This is a genomic window from Psychrobacillus sp. MER TA 171, from assembly GCF_023713305.1.
Lineage (GTDB): Bacteria > Bacillota > Bacilli > Bacillales_A > Planococcaceae > Psychrobacillus.
The window spans coordinates 244,308-262,340 of record NZ_JAMAWN010000001.1; the positions used below are offsets into that span (position 1 = coordinate 244,308).

The following is an 18,033-nucleotide window of genomic DNA, read 5'->3' on the forward strand; positions in this document are numbered from 1 at the left end:
TTTGGGGGTGGCTTTTATTTCACAGGGAAAAATTGATGTTCAGAGATACATAGATTCTCCAGAAGAAATCCAGCGACTATATAAAAGAACGTTGTGGATAGTCGTTTTGTCGCAGGTTTTTGGAGGAGCAGGATTGGCAGCTGGAATAACAGTCGGGGCTTTGATTGCTCAGGATATGCTAGGGACAGATAGCTATGCAGGTATACCTACTGCCCTGTTCACGTTAGGGTCAGCAGGAGCGGCGTTAATGGTTGGTAGGATGTCACAGCGTTATGGTAGGAGGTACGGCTTGTCCGGCGGATTTATCGTCGGTGGTATTGGTGCCATTGGGGTAGTTGCTGCTGCTATGACTGACAGTATCATCTTACTGTTTGCCTCCTTGTTAATATATGGTGCAGGATCAGCGACAAACTTGCAGGCTAGATATGCAGGAACGGATTTAGCCACTGCCAAGCAGCGAGGTACTGCCATTAGTATTGCGATGGTATCGACCACATTAGGGGCATTTGCGGGTCCAAATTTAGTAGGGGTTATGGGAAGGTTTGCTGAGTCTATAGGGGTTCCATCTCTTGCCGGGCCATTTATATTGGCGGCAGCTGCCTATTTATTGGCTGGAACAATTCTTTGGGTTTTATTGCGACCAGATCCGTTAGTGATTTCGACTGCTATTAATAAGCAGGTGGAACAGGATACTTCAAGTGTAGAAGAGGAAGTAGAGGATAGGAGAGGTATTTTCATCGGGGCTGCCGTTATGGTCATCACTCAGGTCGTGATGGTTTCCATTATGACAATGACTCCCGTGCACATGAGGCATCATGGACATGACTTGAACGCAGTCGGTCTTGTCATTGGCTTTCATGTGGCTGCGATGTATTTACCCTCACTTGTTACTGGGATACTAGTTGACCGTTTTGGTCGTGTGGCGATTGCGGTAGCTTCTGGATTTACACTGCTGGCTGCAGGGTTAGTGGCAGCATTTGCACCAGGTGACTCTTTAGGAATGCTTATTGTGGCGCTTGCTTTACTTGGGCTAGGCTGGAATTTCGGATTGATCAGCAGTACTGCTTTGATTGTAGATTCCACCGTACCTGCCACTCGAGCGAAAAGACAAGGGTCGATTGACGTGTGGGTGGCGCTCGCTGGTGTTTCGGGTGGCGGCTTGTCTGGTGTTATTGCGGCTCAAACTAGCTATATGACACTTTCACTAGTGGCCGGGATTTTATCGTTCATACTCATAGTTGGCTTGTGTAAGGTTCCAGGTAGAGCTTGGAAATTTTCGTGGAAGAGTTAAAATATGAAGGGCTGTTTTGTTAGGTGTTTTTGTGCCTGACAGACAGCTTTTTTTGTGTGTCCCTGTGTCAGACACAATTTATCAAGCTCTGGATTATGATAATCCACATAAATAAATGCTCATCAAATCCCACATTTTTTGTTTCATTACCTATAAATTTATTATCCGATTTCCAGAAATCTTATTTTTTTGAAATGAAGAATCCTTTTTGGTTGTACATCCTATTTAGAATCTCCCTTTATTCTATATTGTTTCTGTTTACCGAAGAACTAAGAATGGAAAGCGGGTGGATATGAGCGGAAATCAAATCTACTTCTTGTTTATAAAAGTATTATGGTTTCCCACTTTACTTTGGTTATCAAAAAAAGTGATTTAAATCTAATTTTACAAAATATTAATGAATGGATGGTTGTTCTTAATATGTAAGATTGCTATATTTGCGAGGAACAATGGAATGCAGAATATTACTTTTGTCTAGTGACTAAATATATGGAGGGATATCATGAACAACAAGATGAAGAAATTTGTCATGGCAGTCTTACTCATCACGTCTATACTGGCTTCAAGCAATGTAGGGTATGCAAACGGTTCACTACAATCTATTGTGGATCAGGCAAGAAAAGACATGAAGGAGGCTGCATATTCATATGTAGTTCCTGCACAAAACGGTACTGTTGCAACTAGCGCAGAGTTGTATCCAGCATTAAATTTAGCGAAGATGAATTATCAAAAAGCGAGAAGTGCTATACAAAAAGCTAACGTTAGTAACAGGGATGCTTTATTAAAAGATTTAGATGCTTTATACGAGGAACGTATTTCTAAAGGAATACTACCTTATATTGATGCTTATAATTACACAGACAAGTACTTAAACTCTATAATGGCGGACATAAAAAAGGCAGAGAGTACTAAGGACTGGGAAAAGGTTGAGGCTCTTTATCATAAGCTTTCTGTCCAGCTTAAAAGTAGAACAGTTATCCTTTACCGTTTTTCTGGGAAGGCAGCTAGAGATCTATTACTAGACCAATATAAGGAGCCTGCAAATCAAAAACGAGATCAGCTGATGATACCTGTCACTATTTACATGAAAGTGAAGGAAGCGGATAAGCTACTTGCAGCAGGGAAAAAGGAAGAAGCTATTAAAATATTAGAATCTATTAAGCCGTTAGTTATTCGTTTACCTTCTCCTAGTGATTTACCTATGGTGAAGGAGCTTATCGATAAGGTGACAGAGGTATCGAAAAAAGCGGGAATGGATATTATTATTCCAACTCCAATGCCTGCTCCTACCCCAAAAGCGCCAATGGCTACAAATATACCTGCTATGAACCTGAAGGTAGGACAATCAAAGTCCATTAATTTGATGGATTACTTCTCTGATCCAGATGAGGATGAGCTGACGTTTACTTCCACATTAGGAACGATCAAAGGGTCAGTATTAACTGTTGATCTGGAAGCGGGTACGTACATTGTAGGAGTTACTGGATCAGACGGTGAGAAAGAAGTAACTACGCAATTCAGTGTAGTTGTCTCAGCAGCAGGCTCGCCGACAGATAATTATTATAAGGATGCTCTTGGTAAAGAAGGTGCTGCGCTAAAAGCTGCCCTTCATGAAATTATCGATGACCATACCGAATTATCTTATAGTCAAGTATGGGATGCATTGAAAGAAACGGATGAGGACCCGAAAAATAAAAATAATGTGATCTTGTTTTATTCCGGGAAATCCCGCTCTAAAACTGCCAACGGAGGAAATGTAGGACAGTGGAACCGCGAGCATACGTGGGCTAAGTCTCATGGAGATTTTGGTACAAGTAAAGGTCCTGGAACAGACATCCATCACCTCCGTCCCACGGACGTTCAAGTGAATAGTGCTAGAGGGAACCTAGACTTTGATAATGGCGGGGCGCCAGTTAGCGGCTGTGATGGCTGCTATAAGACGAAAAATTCCTTTGAGCCACCAGATAGAGTAAAGGGTGACGTTGCTCGTATTCTTTTTTATATGGCTACACGGTATGAAGCAGGAGATCGAGTAGATTTAGAGCTAAATGAAAAACTAAACAATGGCTCAGCTCCTTTTCATGGCAAGCTTTCTGTTTTACTAGAGTGGCATGAACAAGATCCTGTAGACGAATTTGAACTTAACCGAAACAATGTTATCCAGGAATGGCAAGGGAATCGCAATCCATTTATCGATCATCCTGAATGGGTGGAGTTAATATGGGGAGAAGCAGGTTCTTTAGCTCTTCCGAAAGCTTCATAAGCCATATTAAAAGACTGGAAATTTTCGCACATCAATGAATTTGCATGGGTAGTTCGAGTTGGCCAAGTTTAACATCTGATTTTAGGTGGTTTACGACAATCACTGCTTAGATTACGATAATTCCGCTCCTGAATGCGACAATGAGGGCCCGGATTACTACAATCAAGCTCAGGTTTACGATAATCGCCCCGAAGATTACGACAATCCCTAAAACGGCTCACCGGTAAAAGTTATGTTTGCGACAATGAGCACCCGGATTACTACAATCAAGCTCAGGTTTACGACAATCGACCCAAAGATTACGACAATCCCAAAACCGCTCATCGGTCAAAGTGACTTTTACGACAATGAGGGCCCGGATTACTACAATCAAGCTCAAGTTTACGACAATCGACCCAAAGATTACGACAATCTCTAAATCGGCTCACCGGTCAAAGCTAACTTCACAACAATCCACCCTATCCTACAATTAAAAAACCTGGACCCATATAAAGGAGGTCCAGGTTTTTATTATTTACGTTTTGTTAAGCGACCAGCAAGGAATGCAGCTGCTGCTAGTCCAATAACGGTGTTTGTTTTTTTATTGAATACTTGTTTGGTGACAAGTGCTAAGTTTTGTGGGCGTTCAGCTAGACGGCGCATGAAGTATCCATACCAGTCACTACCAAAAGGTACGTATGTACAGAAGTTGTATCCTTCTTTTGCTAGTTGAAGCTGCATGTCCTTGCGGAAGCCGTAAAGCATTTGGAATTCGAATTTATCGTTAGGGATATCATTGATTTTAACAAATTGCTTCACATGATCAATCACGTTATGGTCGTGAGTCGCAATGGAGGTGAACTTGCCGTTTAGCAAATGATACTCGATCAATTGGATAAACTTGCGATCAATCTCTGCTTTATCCTGATATGCGATGTTAGCTGGCTCTTTATAAGCACCTTTAACGATTCTTAAACGATAGTTTTTATATTTCTCAATATTTTCAACTGATTCATGGAAGTAGGCTTGAATTACTGTACCAATATTATCGTGCTGTTCGCTTAGTTCCTCCATTAGCTCAAAGGAAGGATACAAACGGCCATAGTCTTCCATATCGAAGTTGACGAAAATATCGTATTCGTCCGCCAAGGCAACGATTTCTTTTAGATTTTCATAACAAAAATCTCGATCTATATCTAGTCCTAGCTGTGAAGGTTTTAAAGAGATATGTGCATCCACACCATGTTCATGTATTGCTGTAATAACCTCTAAGATTTGCTTCTTAGCAGCAGTAGCCTCTGATTTTTCGAACACGAACTCACCTAAATTATCAACCGTACAGGAGATTCCCTGTTGGTTTAGTTCTTTAATGCTCTCAATCGTTTCTTGAATATTAGTTCCTGCAACAACACTTTGTGCACCCATTTTTAAACCATATTTTTGAGCTGCACTGTTGAGTGTACGGTTTTCAGATAAAGCGATAAAAAAGTCACGTAATGCCATCTAATATCTCTCCCTCATGTTCATCAATCAATTTCTCAAGCATTATAACATATATTTTAATATTGTGATAAATTTATCTTTTTTTAATATAAATATATTTTTGCACAAATCCCTATATGACGGGGTTTATTATTAGAAAATAATAAAAAAATAAAATTATATGAATGCAATATACTTTTCAAAACATATTAAATATTATATGTTTTAAGTTAAAGAAGAAATTAATAGAAAGTGAGGACAAGTATGGATCAGTATATTTTAAGTTTAGAAACAATCGATACACATACGATGGGAGAGGCAACGCGTATAGTTGTCAACGGTTTTCCAGATATTGTTGGAGAGACGATGATGGAGAAAAAGGAGTATGTCAAAGAAAATTACGACCACCTTCGCAAGCTATTGATGAACGAGCCAAGAGGGCATAAAGATATGTTTGGCTCCATTTTAACTGAACCATGTAATGAAAAATGTGATATAGGAATAATTTTCATGGACAGTGGCTCCTATTTGAACATGTGTGGTCATGGTACTATAGGCACCGTTACGATGTGTTTAACTAAAGGGATTATTCCTAAAAAAGAGCTTATCTATGTAGATACGCCTTCTGGAGTTATAGAATGCAGAGCGTATTTTAAGGGAGATCAGGTGGAGAGTATCGAATTTACGAATGTCCCTGCGTTTATCTTACATAAAGGGTTATCTATCAAGTTAAATGACATAGGTGATGTATCCGTAGATATTGCATTTGGAGGAAGTTTTTTTGGGATAATCAATTCCTCTGATATAGGGGTCAATATTGACCTATCGGACAAACAAAGAATATTAGAGCTTGCTACTGAGGCAAGGGATTATATCAATCACCATATCAATATTGAGCACCCGACTATTCCAAACATCCGAACGGTGGATTTGATCGAAATTACGAATAAGATTAGTGACAATCATTATAAAAATGTAGTTGTATTTGGAGACGGACAGATTGATCGCTCACCTTGTGGAACTGGAACGTGCGCTAAAATGGCTGCCCTCGAATTAGAAACTGGTGCCTCCATCGTTCAAGAAAGTATTATTGGTTCAACTTTTGAAGGAAGGGTATTAGGCAAAACAAAAGTCGCAGAAATGGATGCTATTATCCCAGCTATCAAGGGGTCTGCTTGGATTACTGGAGAGCACAGATTTATTCTTCAGGAAGCAGATATTTATGCGGAGGGCTTTGCGATTTAGAGAAGGTTTTTATTTAAAGGGGGCAAAAAAATGGAAAAGAAATTATCTTTTTTTCAAATTGTAGCCATTGGGTTTATGTTATTTGCTATGTTCTTAGGTGCGGGTAATGTGATTTTTGCTCCAGTTCTAGGGCAACAGGCAGGGACCAATACACCGATTGCCATGGCAGGATTCTTAGTAACTGGAGTAGGCTTAGTTTTACTAGCAATAATTGCACTAACTAAAGGTGGAGGAACTGTGGAAAAGCTGGCAAGTAGGGTTTCCCCTAAATTTGCTGTTGTTTTCTCGGTTTTGCTGTTTTTAACGCTAGGACCGATTTATGTTATACCCAGGACTACCTCGGTAGTTTATGAGATTGCTATTAAACAGCTGATTACTGACACTAGTATGATAGGTTTATTTCTACTTGTCTTTTCTATCATTTTTATCGCTTTGACGGTTTACCTATCATGGGAGACTACTAAATTTGTTGATCGATTAGGCAAGTTAATCACACCTGTCTTTGCAACGCTTTTAGTGATCATCGTCGCTAAATCTATTTTCACTCCGATGGGCTCAGTACATGGACCTGTGGATGGAATGGGCTACGAAACTGCCAGTGATGCATTTTTAAAGGGGTTCACACAAGGGTACTTTACGATGGACGTGTTAGCAGCATTTGTCTTTGGTGGGATCTTTATTAAATCAATTGATGCTTTAGGTATTCGCTCTAAAAAGGAAGTATCCAAGGTGTTTATCAAGGCGGGTCTCGTTACTGTAGTTGGACTAGTTCTTCTGCAGGTATCGATGTCTTGGATAGGGGCAACTAGTGTAGATGCAGTAGGCTATACAACAAACGGCGGAGAGCTGATTGCACTTGCTTCAAAAGCGCTGTTTGGTCAAATTGGGATTTATTTAATTGGGATTGTAATTTTATTAACTGGTATTACGACGAATGTAGCTTGTTTAGCTGCTGTAGCAGAATACTTTGAGCGGATTATTCCGAAGGTGTCGTATAAGAAATGGTTAATCATCTTCTCGCTAGGGAGCTTAATTATTACTAACTTCGGATTAACTAAAATCTTGACTATGGCTTCACCAATATTAATGCTGCTGTACCCAATTGCTATTGCACTAATTATCTTGATTTTTACGGATAGCTGGTTCAAGGGTTCACGTGCGGTATATGTTGGTACTATTATCGGAGTAAGTATAGTTGCTATTATGGATGCATTAAAAGATGCGAACATTGCGGTAGAAACGCTTAACAATGTATTTGGCTTTATCCCGTTGTTTTCAAACGGAGCAGGGTGGATTGTTACTGGTCTGATTGGTGCAATCATCGGCTTTTTCTTTAAAAAGGAGAAGCAGGAAGAGACGGGGGAACTGCGAGAGGCTTAGTGTTTGTCCCTGTGTCAGACACAATTCATTTGGGCGGAATATTGAGCTAGGTGGGTTGCGGGGGAAGTTGTGTGTGTCCCTGTGTCAGACACAATTCGCCCAGGCGTACGATAATCTTTTTAATACGAAAAAGCTCCCATATTAGGGAGCTTTTCTTGTCTAGCTTCATCGCCTTGCCCCTCGGGGTCAAATGGATAAAAGCTCCGGTGGCTGAGGAACTGCCTCCTCGCTTTTTCCCATTTGCCTGTCGGGGCAGTGACAGGCGATTCCGCTTTTCTTGATGTCCAGCTTCATCGCCTTGCCCCTCGGGGTCAAATGGATAAAAGCTCCGGTGGCTGAGGAACTGCCTCCTCGCTTTTTCCCATTTGCCTGTCGGGGCAGTGATAGGCGATTCCGCTTTTCTTGATGTCTAGCTTCATCGCCTTGCCCCTCGGGGTCAAATGGATAAAAGCTCCGGTGGCTGGGGAACTGCCTCCTCGCTTTTTCCCATTTGCCTGTCGGGGCAGTGACAGGCGATTCCGCTTTTCTTGATGTCTAGCTTCATCGCCTTGCCCCTCGGGGTCAAATGGATAAAAGCTCCGGTGGCTGAGGAACTGCCTCCTCGCTTTTTCCCATTTGCCTGTCGGGACAGAGATAGGCGATTGCGCTTTTCTTGTGTTTATAAGAATTTTTGGTTATATAGCAGGATTGCTTTAGCTCTTGATTTCACGCCTAGCTTGCTGTATATCGTTGTTAGGTAAACGCGTATGGTTCCTTCGGATAGAAATAGTTTTTGTGCGATTTCCTTGTTGGTTGCACCATCTACAAGTAGTTGGAAAACTTCCAGCTCTCGAGGTGTTAGTTGGTCTAGTATGCTGCTCTCCGCTTGGCTGCTGCTTTCTATGAGCCGTTCTACGTAGCTTAACGGCACCGAATTCCAGCCTGTCTTTTTATGTTTTTGTCGTTCTTTGGCATAGGCTTTTAATAATTTAATACTACCCTCCTCATCTAGGAAGGTTCGGACGTAATCATAAGTAGAGCCGTAGCTCAAAGCTTCATGCAATGCGTTCAAGGCGCTGTCCTTATGGTCCATTTCCATTTCACAAATTGCTTCTAACAAGGAAGCTTCTACGATTGTGGATACTTGATCTTCCTCTATTGCTTTAGTTTTCACTTGGATTACAGTCTTTAAGGCTTCTTCTACCTTTGCTGTTGCTAGCAACAGTCGAGCATGGACGAGTAACCAAAAAGGTTGTCTCGATTCAGCTTTTCGTAGCTCTGCTTCTGCTCTTAACGTATTTCCTTCTAATAAAAAGCAACGAGCTTTCATCGTGAGTATAATATTTTGCCAATGCTTATCATTTATTGAATCTAGTACGTTATCTAATAATGCATGAGCTGCTACAAAGTTTTTATTTAAGGCATAAATTTGAGACTTTAAAACATACATGGGAATAAATAATCCAGGATCTTTTAGGCTATGGCCATACTTTAAAGCAATTTCTAATTCTCCAATGGCCGCATCGATATAGTTTCTTTCATACAATGTTTCTGCTGACGCCCCGTAGCTGAAGAGAGTCATATTTTTTTCCTTAAATTCTGTTTCACGGAATAACTTTGCAAACGGAATCGCTTTTTCTAATGACATAAACCTACCCTTGGATCCAATGCTAGTTCGAGTAAGCTTATGTTCGAATAAGTTGAACCTTATCGGTATTCCATCCCACCTAGAACTAACATATCCTTGGTCTACTTGCCTTTGAATTATTTCTATCGCTTTTTCAATCCCTGTCCCCATGCTAATAAGTGCATATACCTGCAGTGTTGTAAAAATATCAGCTATTCCTTTGTTCTCCTCTTTATCCATCCATTGTTCTAATTGTTGCTTTAGCTCTAACTCATAAATGATTAGACCCGCTTCTTCTATTTGAAGGGCAGATATTAAGGTAATGGTGTACATCACTAATATTTCATAATTAACTGGGTAATCGTTTCTTCTTAAAGTTTGGACCCAACCTAAAAAAGTGGAGGTTTCTCCATTCTTGAATATTTCTACTAAATGTTCTGTTATCCACGACTCCGCTAGCGTAAAGGCGCTTTCTTGTAAGGCCAAGTCAATCGCACTGTTGATATCACCTTTTAAGTAAAGCAGCTTCGCGGTTTCCAAGATGATGGATGAAACAAATTCCTTTGGATAACGATTTTTAAGTTCAATTTGTAAAGCTTCTGCGAATAAATGATGGTAACGAAACATCGGTTGGGCATTGTTTAAACGAACAGTGAAAATTCCCTTGTTTTCTAGTTCTATAAGCATTGCATAGCTATCACTTCGGTTCGTTAGGCTATTACAAATTTCCGGTTCTAAAGATTGTAAAAAAGACGTCTTCAGAAGAAAATCTTGAATAGTTGACGGAAGTGTATCTAGTATCTCTTGCAATAAAAAATCAGTGATCAAGGGCTGTAAAGGGTTCATCTTGTCTAATGTTAATGCATTGTTGGAGTTGGTCCTCATTGAAATACTCGTTAATTGGATGCCGGCTGGCCAGCCTTCTGTGGTGTTTAATACGTGATGTAGTAGCTTCTCTTCGAGGTTTTTCTTTTCGTAAAATTGTTCAATTTCCTCAAATGTAAAGCACAGTTGTTCCATGCTTATCTCATTGAGCCAGGATTTAACTCGCCACTTGGCGATTGGGAGGGGGAGATTCTCACGACTAGTTACGTAGACGTGTACGTTGTCAGGTAGATATTCGATTAGTTGGGTAAGCATTTGATGAATCACTTTATTGTCAATTAGATGATAGTCTTCCAACACAATACTAATGGGACGTTCCATTAAACTCATTTCGTTTAAGAAAGAATCAATCAAAAATTCTAACGTGGAAGGATCCTGTGATTGGAACAATGAGGCGAGCGTGTTATACATGTTACTCTCCGTAACATTAGATGTCGTATGAATAACATATTTCCAAAATCGTATTGGATCATTGTCAGATGTATTCAGGGAAATCCATGTAATGGTGTCATTTGCTTGGTTAAACCATTGGCTTAATAGCGTTGTTTTACCGTAGCCTGCTGGTGCTTGAAGAATGGTGATTCTCTTTGAATGGTTTTTCTGAAGTAATTCATATAATCTTTCTCTATCTAATGCTTCTGCTGTAGCTTTTGGTACCGTTGTTTTGGAACTCAACCAGACCATTTGCATCCTCTTTTACCTCCATGGGTTGCTTATACTTTGGAAAACATAAGAATAATTAACTAGTCTCCTTGTAAATCTATTATACTATTAATCTGCAACTTTTTATTCAAAAAAATAAAATAATTAACATTCCTCAATATTTTCTGAAAATCATTTCGTATAAGCTTAAGTGGTATGTGTTTTTAAGGGATTTTGCGAATGAGAAATGGTTTCTTAAAGTAGTTAGGAGGGATACTTGATAAAGTATAGTATATTAATGATCTTTTGAATAATGCACTAAGAATTGAAATAAAAAACTGAGCAATTCAATAGGAGGAATAGTTTTGAGAAATAAAGGATGGAAGACAGCAACAGCGGTAGCCTTATTAACAAGTTCGGTTTTAGCCTTTTCACCAATTGCGTATGGAAAATCATTTTCAGTGGAGCAATCGGTAGCCACGGTGAAAGGTGATTTACACAAGGCAACTACACTATACGTATCTCCGGCGCTTGAAGGGAAATTAATCCCTAGTGACTCGCTCTATGCTTCGTTAAATAGTGTGAAGAAAAAATATGAAATCACAAAAAGTGTCGTCACCTCATCCAAATTATCGGCAGGCGAGATAGAAGGCACGTTGAAGGAAATGGATGCCATTTACAATGAAAAAGTAACTAAGGGATTAGTTTCTTATATAGATGCGTATAATTACGCAACGAAGTATTTAGAACCTTTAATGAGGGAAATTAGCCAAGCAGAAGCGAAGAGTGATTTTGCAGGGGTAGCTGCTGGATATCATAAGCTTTCGTATCAGTTAAAGGATCGATCCTCTATTTTATATCGCTTTTCTGGTAAAGCTGCACGTGATTTACTATTAGAAAAGTATAAAAAGCCTGCTGATGCTAAGCGTGACGAACTAATGCTACCAGTCACCATTTATATGAAATTAGTAGATTTAAACAGCTTATATGCAGCTGGGAAACAATCGGAAGCTTTAAAAGTATATGCAGAAATAAATGCCTTAATGGAAGGGTTACTGAAAACAAGTAAGTATTCGCCTATTCTATTGGCTGAAGTAGCTAAAATTAAAGCGATAGTGGAAGGACTTCCTAACCAGTCCACAGAACAGCAGGTACTTGATGCAAAGGTGGAAGGCTTCGTGAAGGCAGTAAATGCTAGCCAAAAAAATGTTCTTTTATCATCTAGCACGTCCAATTCTATAACGATAACAGTTCAGGAAGATATCAGTATGTTAGACTTTTTGAGTAAAGGATTTTATCCGACCCTCATTAGTAGCTTAGATGTGTCTAAGGTGAATGGAAACGATCCATTGTCAGAGGCAGCTATGAATGAATTAAAGGCTTTGTTTCCTGCAGATGCAAAAGTGCTATCCGAATTAAAAGGCAAGTCATTTAATCTTCCAGTCACCGTTAATAATGGTGCCTTGGATGTCGTATTTATACTAGTTTTTAACTAAACAAAATAAGACCATGTAAAAGCTAAACTTTTACGTGGTCTTTTTTTGTTCATGATGAATGTTCATTTTGGAAACTGAAGGTTTTCACATAATTGCACCCTTCACAAGCGTGGCCTATTTGTTCTTGGGTATCGGGGTGCTGATAGTAAATTTCATCGTACCCACAAATGTAACACTCCATGACATGAAAAATGAGACGAGGACCAATGACGTTGTCTAACAGCTGATTAAAATCGGACTGCATATTCTACATCTCCCTCTGCTTTTGTATCAATATAGCAAGTTAAAACCATATTATTCGTCGAAAGCCGGCAGAAATTTGGATTTGATTTCGACTATTTCCTGTTAATAGATTATATGGAGGGAGCGTGTTCTATTATGAACGTTTTTTTAGGAGGAACATACTAAAGGCTAGGTCTATTTGTAATCTTTTATTCATAGTAATTGAACTCTATTTCCAATTAAAAAGAACGATTTTTATTCGACGGTGGATTGTTTGTCGGAAAGAGAGGGAAATAAGGGAAAACGGTTAGAAAGATAGATTCATGCTCTGTGCAAGACAGTCAGAATCTCATGCACCTCTTTTTTCGTTGTGGTAGAATAGAGGCATTTTACCCACTTTTTGGAGGCATTTGATTTGATTTGTCGTATTATGGAGGGGAATGAGGACACTTGAGGATGTAAGAAATGAGGAATGCGAAATGATCGAACTCCGAGATGTGCGAAAAAAATATCGTTCAGGGACAAAGCAGATGGAAGTATTGCGCGGGATGGATCTTCGTGTGGAGCAGGGAGAGTACGTGGCAATCATGGGGAAGTCCGGTTCAGGGAAGAGCACGATGCTCAATTTGTTAGGAACTCTGGACTTGTTAGATAAAGGAAGCTATGTGTTAGCTGGAAAGTCAGTACATAAAATGGGTAAAGCTCGTCGGGCAAAGCTACGGAATGAGGAGATAGGATTTGTCTTTCAGCATTTTCAGCTGATTCCCAACTTGTCTGTCTATCAAAATGTGTTACTCCCTTTAACATACGGGAGAAAAAGGCTAAAACGAAAGAAAGCTCGCGTTCTTGCTATGTTAGAAGAGATGGGTATTTTAGATAAGAAAAACTACAAGCCAGACCAATTATCGGGTGGTGAAAAGCAACGTGTCGCTATTGCAAGGGCCTTGGTCAATGAGCCTTCGCTTATACTTGCCGATGAGCCGACAGGGAGCTTGGATGAGGAAACAACGAAAAGTATTTTGAACTTATTTGATCGAGTACATGAAAAAGGAGCAACCCTTATTATCATCACGCATGACATGGAAGTAGCTTCTCGAGCACAGCGCATTTTAACATTGCAGAATGGGGTGCTTATATGAAGCTATTTACATCATTTAAATTGGCCTGCTTTGGTTTATGGTCGAATCGGCTTCGCGTGTTATCTGCGATGACTGGGGTGATCATTGGGATGTTTGCAGTCATTGTGTTATCTGCGATTGCTATAGGGGTAAAAGACACGCTGATGAAGCAGATGGGGAGCCTAGGAGCAGAACAAATTCTTGTCATGCCTGGTAGACTACTCGATACTACAAACGGAGAGAAGGATTTACTTAGCGGATTGACTAGTGTGCCAAGTACGCTTACATATGAGGATGCAGAAACTCTGTCGGAAAAAGAGCATGTTAAAACTGTAACCCCCATATTAGAAACAATTAATATTGCAAAGTATGGTGAAAAGAGTGCTCAGTCTTCCTTGGTTGGGACGACAAATCAATTTTTACGAATTCAGCATGCTGAGCTCTCAGAGGGGCGTTTCTTTACTCAAGAAGAACAGGAAACGAAGGCCAGAGTAATAGTATTGGGGAATAACATACATGAAACACTTTTAGACAAAAAAGAAGATTCTACCGAGGAGGGTAATCAAGAAAATGAAACAAAAGTAGAATCTGAGCCATGGTGGAAGCGTATTATGGACAAAATTTTGGGGGAAAGCGCTTCAGCTGAGGAAGCTTTGACCTTAGTTGGCCAAACCATCACGATAAATAAAGAAGACTTTGAGGTTATTGGTGTATTGGCCCCAAATGCTACACTTGGCTCTAGTACTGACAACAATGTTGTTATCCCTATTCAAACTGCTCTAGAAACAACTGATATGAAGAATCTCACAAAAATTATTGTGGAAGCTTCTAGTGTAGAAACAGTTGATCAAGTGGATAAAGATGTATTTAGTGCTATTAAGGCAAACCACTCGGAAATAGATTTCAGTGTGGTGAAGCAGGAGCAGATGCTTGGAGCGTTAGGAAAGGTTACTTCTATATTGCAGGTGATGTTGTTCGGAATTACTGCCACGGCCTTAGTGATCAGTGGTATGGGAATTATGAATGTCATGGTGATGTCTGTCCGAGAAAGAACGAAGGAAATTGGTATAAGAAAGGCACTTGGTGCTACCACCATCGAAATTTTGATGCAGTTCTTCTTTGAAACTTTGCTGCTATGTGTAATCGGTGGAGCTGCTGGGATTGGTCTTGGATATTTGTTTATAGAGTTTTGGAACAATAATGTGGATATCTTTGCCTTGGTGCTTCCTTTATGGGCGGTTAAGCTTGCGCTGTATACATCCTTTGGTATCGGTAGCCTGTTCGGCATTTATCCTGCATGGAAGGCTGCTCGTATGAATCCTAGTGAGGCTTTGCGGTTTGATTAGTTTTGGACCTTTGGAAAAGCAAATAGGATTATTATAGGAATATTATTACAGGTGCCTGGCACCTGTAATAATATTTGTTTTGCTATTTGATTTTTATGGAGCTTGTACTTTTTTTATTTACCTAAAGGTTTTTTGATGTAATTTAGGGAATAAGATAAGATATAGAGTTTTGTAGAAGGGGGAAAAATAGTGAAACAAAAGGTACAAATATTATTGGTTTTATGTTTGTTTGTCTTTAGTGTAAATATGCCAGCAGCTTTTGCGGCGAATGACAAAATAGATTACGTGGCGTTAGGAGATTCCATCGCTAGTGGTCAAACGCCATATGGAGAAAGAGTTGGACGTGGATTTACAGACATAATTAGCGAGAAGCTTGAGAAGGAAGGACGTTTAGGCTCCTTTACGAAGGAATTTGCTAAATCCGGTGAAACGACGGAAGGACTGCTAGAAAAGCTTAAGCGAGAAGATGTTCAAAAGGCTTTAAAGGAAGCAGAGCTTGTAACAATTGTCAGTGGTGCAAATGACTTTATCCAAGTCTTCTATGACCCCAAGGATGAAAGTGTAAATGTTGATCTCACTGCAGCAACTTTAATATTGAGTAAGGTGTCGGAGAATCTGACGACTGCGGTTAAACAAGTAAAGGCTATTAACCCAGATGCCGAAATCTATTTGTTCGGCTACTTTTTTCCGTTTCCACATATGACGGATATTGCTACGAGACAACAGCTACAAATGGCATTCAATATTGTAAATAATCGAATTGCATCTATTGCAGAAAGTGAAGGTGTGCATTTTGTTAATGTGGCGCCAGCGTTTGATGCAAAGGGAACGGTCTATTTAGAAAATCCAAAGGATATTCACCCAAACGAAGCTGGCTACCAAGTAATTGCTGACCAATTTTTCTTAAAAACGCTGCCTGAGCTACCACTTGGATGGGGCAGGGTAATGGAGAAAAATATACCTGTAGCCTCTGATAAAAAATGGACAATTACGTTAAGCAAGGATGTCGACAATGCAAGTTTGAATCAATCCATTTTTGTCATGAAGGATGGGTCAATGGCAATACCAGTTGATAAAGCCGTGTCCAAGGCCAACGGAAAGCAAGTCGAGGTATTCGCTCCTAAAGATGGATACAAACCAGGTTCCTACGAGTTGATGATCACCAATGAGCTGAAGGGGACAGATGGAAAACCCTTAACGGAAAGTGTGTTAGTGAAATTTGTAGTGAAGTAGAGGATAGTTTTGAGGAAATTACGATTTTTAGTCGATCTAAGATTCCCAAAGTAGTTGGCGGTTGGGGAAAGAAGAAAAGCCTATTTCATCTATAAGAGATGAAATAGGCTTTTTCATGTATTTAAAAACGGTTATTTAAGAAAAGTGGTTGAGTCTTATTATATGGATATTATTACAGGTGCCAGGCACCTGTAATAATAATGTTAGAAAAGTGACTAAATTTTCTGTTAGTATGTTATTTAAATATATTAATGATGTGGGTGGTGATTGGTTTGGTTTCAGTTGAGCAGTTGGCTTGTAGGCTAGAGAAGTATGGGATTCTTTTGGTTGGTGGGGAGAAAGGGAAGGGAAGAGGAATAGATTATATTAATATTCAGGAGCTTCCGTTAAGGAGTGAGCGTGTTCATCCTTTTGGGTTTATTTTGACTACTTTTGCGGCTTTTGAGGGTGAGCAGGGAATCGTTTCGCATGTGGAATGGCTGATTTCACGAAAGATATCAGCACTAGGTATCCATGCTGCTGGTTGTGCGGTGGTCCCAGAAAGCTTGTTGGAGCTTTCTAATACGCATTCGCTTCCTATTTTTACAATACCAGTTGATTTGTCTTATAAGGAGATTTTTAAAGAGTTTAATGAGCTACTTTTAGGAGAGAATGATGCTCTTCGTGTTCAAATTGAGGAGATGAATCTTCAATTACTAGAGGCAGTTGCGCAAGATAAGGGAGTTAGTTATATCGTTGCAACGTTAGGGAAGTATCTTGCTTCACCAATCGTTTTTCTGGATCAAAGCTTAAACATTGTTTCTATTTGGACTAACAATACATACAATCGAGAGGAATATAGCCTTACTGTTAAAGCCGTCTTAGAGCAAGAAAAAGAATCGTTATACAAGGGGAAATACATGGAGGTAGAAAAGGTATTGACCGAGTCGTTTTCTACACAGCATGATTTGGCATTTTCGGTTCTCCCTATTATGGAGCATACAGAAAATCACGGATTCTTAATCATATGTAATAACGGGGTGGAGGAGTTGATGGTTAACTCTGCCATTCAGTATGGGAGGACGGCATTACTGCTGGATGCCGTAAAAAGAAAATCGTTAGAGCGTTTCTTGAAAAACCAAGAGATACGAACATTGGAAGCGATTATTGAAAATAAACGCCGTGAATCTAGTCGCTCTTCTAGCCTTTCTTCTTCTCTAAAAAAAATGCCTTATCTGTATGTATTTCGTTTTGATAATGAAGATTTAATTAATTATGGATTTACCGTCATTTACGATAAGCTGGGTGGAATAAATTCAGATAATATTATTTGGATATATGAACAGGAGGTTATCTGCCTCACTTCCATTCCGTATGAAATACAACATTTGAAGGAGCTATTATCCGCTTTGCAAGGAGTTCAATGTGGAGTTAGTGATGGAAGACCTATTAAGGTTGAAGCAGATCTTTCGCTTAAGTATAAACAAGCAAAGCGTTGTCTAGAGCTTACAGATCAATGGAATAGTAATCTAATTCTATTCCAGAACATAGGTGTGGAAAGATTTTTATTTTTGATTAAAGAGGAGAGCTCGATGCAGGAGGCAGCAAGGGGATTGCTTAAGCCTTTATTAGAATTTGATGAATGTAATCATGCAGAATTAACAAAAACATTGGATGTCTATTTAAAGAATTTTTTTAGTCTGAAAAAAAGTGCAGAGGAATTATTTGTCCATCGTAATACTGTGAGCTATCGACTAGAAAAAATTCAAGATCTATACCCGGATATTAGCTTTGAAAATCAAAATCATTACCTACTATTTGCGATTGCCTTAAGGTTAATCGACTAATTTTGTTTAGAGGCTATAA

The 18,033-nt window shown here is 39.5% G+C and carries 12 protein-coding genes and 1 pseudogene; 10 read left to right on the top strand and 3 right to left on the bottom strand.

What is annotated here, in order from left to right; all coding sequences use genetic code 11:
- The first annotated feature begins 7 nt into the window (after positions 1–7).
- From M3627_RS01110 to M3627_RS20995, 3 genes and pseudogenes are all read left to right on the top strand, one after another.
- Positions 8–1,291, top strand: coding sequence for an MFS transporter (locus M3627_RS01110; RefSeq protein ID WP_251552647.1), 1,284 nt, complete (start codon positions 8–10; stop codon positions 1,289–1,291).
- A gap of 625 nt (positions 1,292–1,916) precedes the next feature.
- A pseudogene (locus M3627_RS20990) lies at positions 1,917–2,321 on the top strand (S-layer protein); the annotation flags it as partial.
- Positions 2,322–2,759: 438 nt separating this feature from the next.
- Positions 2,760–3,554: an endonuclease I family protein gene (locus M3627_RS20995; RefSeq protein ID WP_483315271.1), complete on the top strand. Its 795-nt coding sequence runs from the start codon at positions 2,760–2,762 to the stop codon at positions 3,552–3,554.
- 510 nt (positions 3,555–4,064) lie between these two features.
- Here the strand turns inward: M3627_RS20995 and M3627_RS01120 are convergent.
- Complete coding sequence (locus tag M3627_RS01120) at positions 4,065–5,036, bottom strand: proline dehydrogenase family protein (protein ID WP_251552649.1); 972 nt, start codon at positions 5,034–5,036, stop codon at positions 4,065–4,067.
- Positions 5,037–5,279: 243 nt separating this feature from the next.
- Between M3627_RS01120 and M3627_RS01125 the strand changes: the two genes are divergently transcribed.
- Positions 5,280–6,260 (top strand): proline racemase family protein, encoded by a 981-nt coding sequence (locus M3627_RS01125; protein WP_251552650.1) that lies wholly within the window; start codon positions 5,280–5,282, stop codon positions 6,258–6,260.
- A 30-nt stretch (positions 6,261–6,290) separates the two neighbouring features.
- Positions 6,291–7,640, top strand: coding sequence for a branched-chain amino acid transport system II carrier protein (gene brnQ, locus M3627_RS01130; protein WP_251552651.1), 1,350 nt, complete (start codon positions 6,291–6,293; stop codon positions 7,638–7,640).
- Between the two features lie 658 nt (positions 7,641–8,298).
- On the opposite strand, the gene M3627_RS20705 is transcribed toward brnQ, so the two are convergent.
- Positions 8,299–10,821 carry a winged helix-turn-helix domain-containing protein gene (locus M3627_RS20705; RefSeq protein ID WP_285841608.1) on the bottom strand — a complete coding sequence of 841 codons (2,523 nt, stop codon included), beginning with the start codon at positions 10,819–10,821 and terminating at the stop codon, positions 8,299–8,301.
- Between the two features lie 317 nt (positions 10,822–11,138).
- On the opposite strand from M3627_RS20705, the gene M3627_RS01145 reads away from it, so the two are divergent.
- A complete protein-coding gene (locus M3627_RS01145; protein ID WP_251552652.1) occupies positions 11,139–12,269 on the top strand; it encodes a hypothetical protein in 1,131 nt (376 codons plus the stop codon).
- A gap of 49 nt (positions 12,270–12,318) precedes the next feature.
- Here the strand turns inward: M3627_RS01145 and M3627_RS01150 are convergent, their stop codons facing one another.
- Entirely contained in the window at positions 12,319–12,513 is a 195-nt protein-coding gene (locus M3627_RS01150) for an acyltransferase (RefSeq protein ID WP_251552653.1), read from the bottom strand.
- A gap of 457 nt (positions 12,514–12,970) precedes the next feature.
- Between M3627_RS01150 and M3627_RS01155 the strand changes: the two genes are divergently transcribed.
- The 4 genes from M3627_RS01155 to M3627_RS01170 all read left to right on the top strand — a co-directional run bounded on the left by M3627_RS01155 (position 12,971) and on the right by M3627_RS01170 (position 18,014).
- On the top strand, positions 12,971–13,630 hold the full coding sequence (locus M3627_RS01155; protein WP_251552654.1) for an ABC transporter ATP-binding protein: 660 nt from the start codon (positions 12,971–12,973) through the stop codon (positions 13,628–13,630).
- On the top strand, positions 13,627–14,955 hold the full coding sequence (locus M3627_RS01160) for an ABC transporter permease (RefSeq protein WP_251552655.1): 1,329 nt from the start codon (positions 13,627–13,629) through the stop codon (positions 14,953–14,955). The genes M3627_RS01155 and M3627_RS01160 overlap by 4 nt, the downstream gene beginning before the upstream one ends.
- A gap of 189 nt (positions 14,956–15,144) precedes the next feature.
- Positions 15,145–16,188 (top strand): SGNH/GDSL hydrolase family protein, encoded by a 1,044-nt coding sequence (locus M3627_RS01165; protein WP_251552656.1) that lies wholly within the window; start codon positions 15,145–15,147, stop codon positions 16,186–16,188.
- A 272-nt stretch (positions 16,189–16,460) separates the two neighbouring features.
- A complete protein-coding gene (locus tag M3627_RS01170) occupies positions 16,461–18,014 on the top strand; it encodes a helix-turn-helix domain-containing protein (protein WP_251552657.1) in 1,554 nt (517 codons plus the stop codon).
- Positions 18,015–18,033 lie beyond the last annotated feature (19 nt).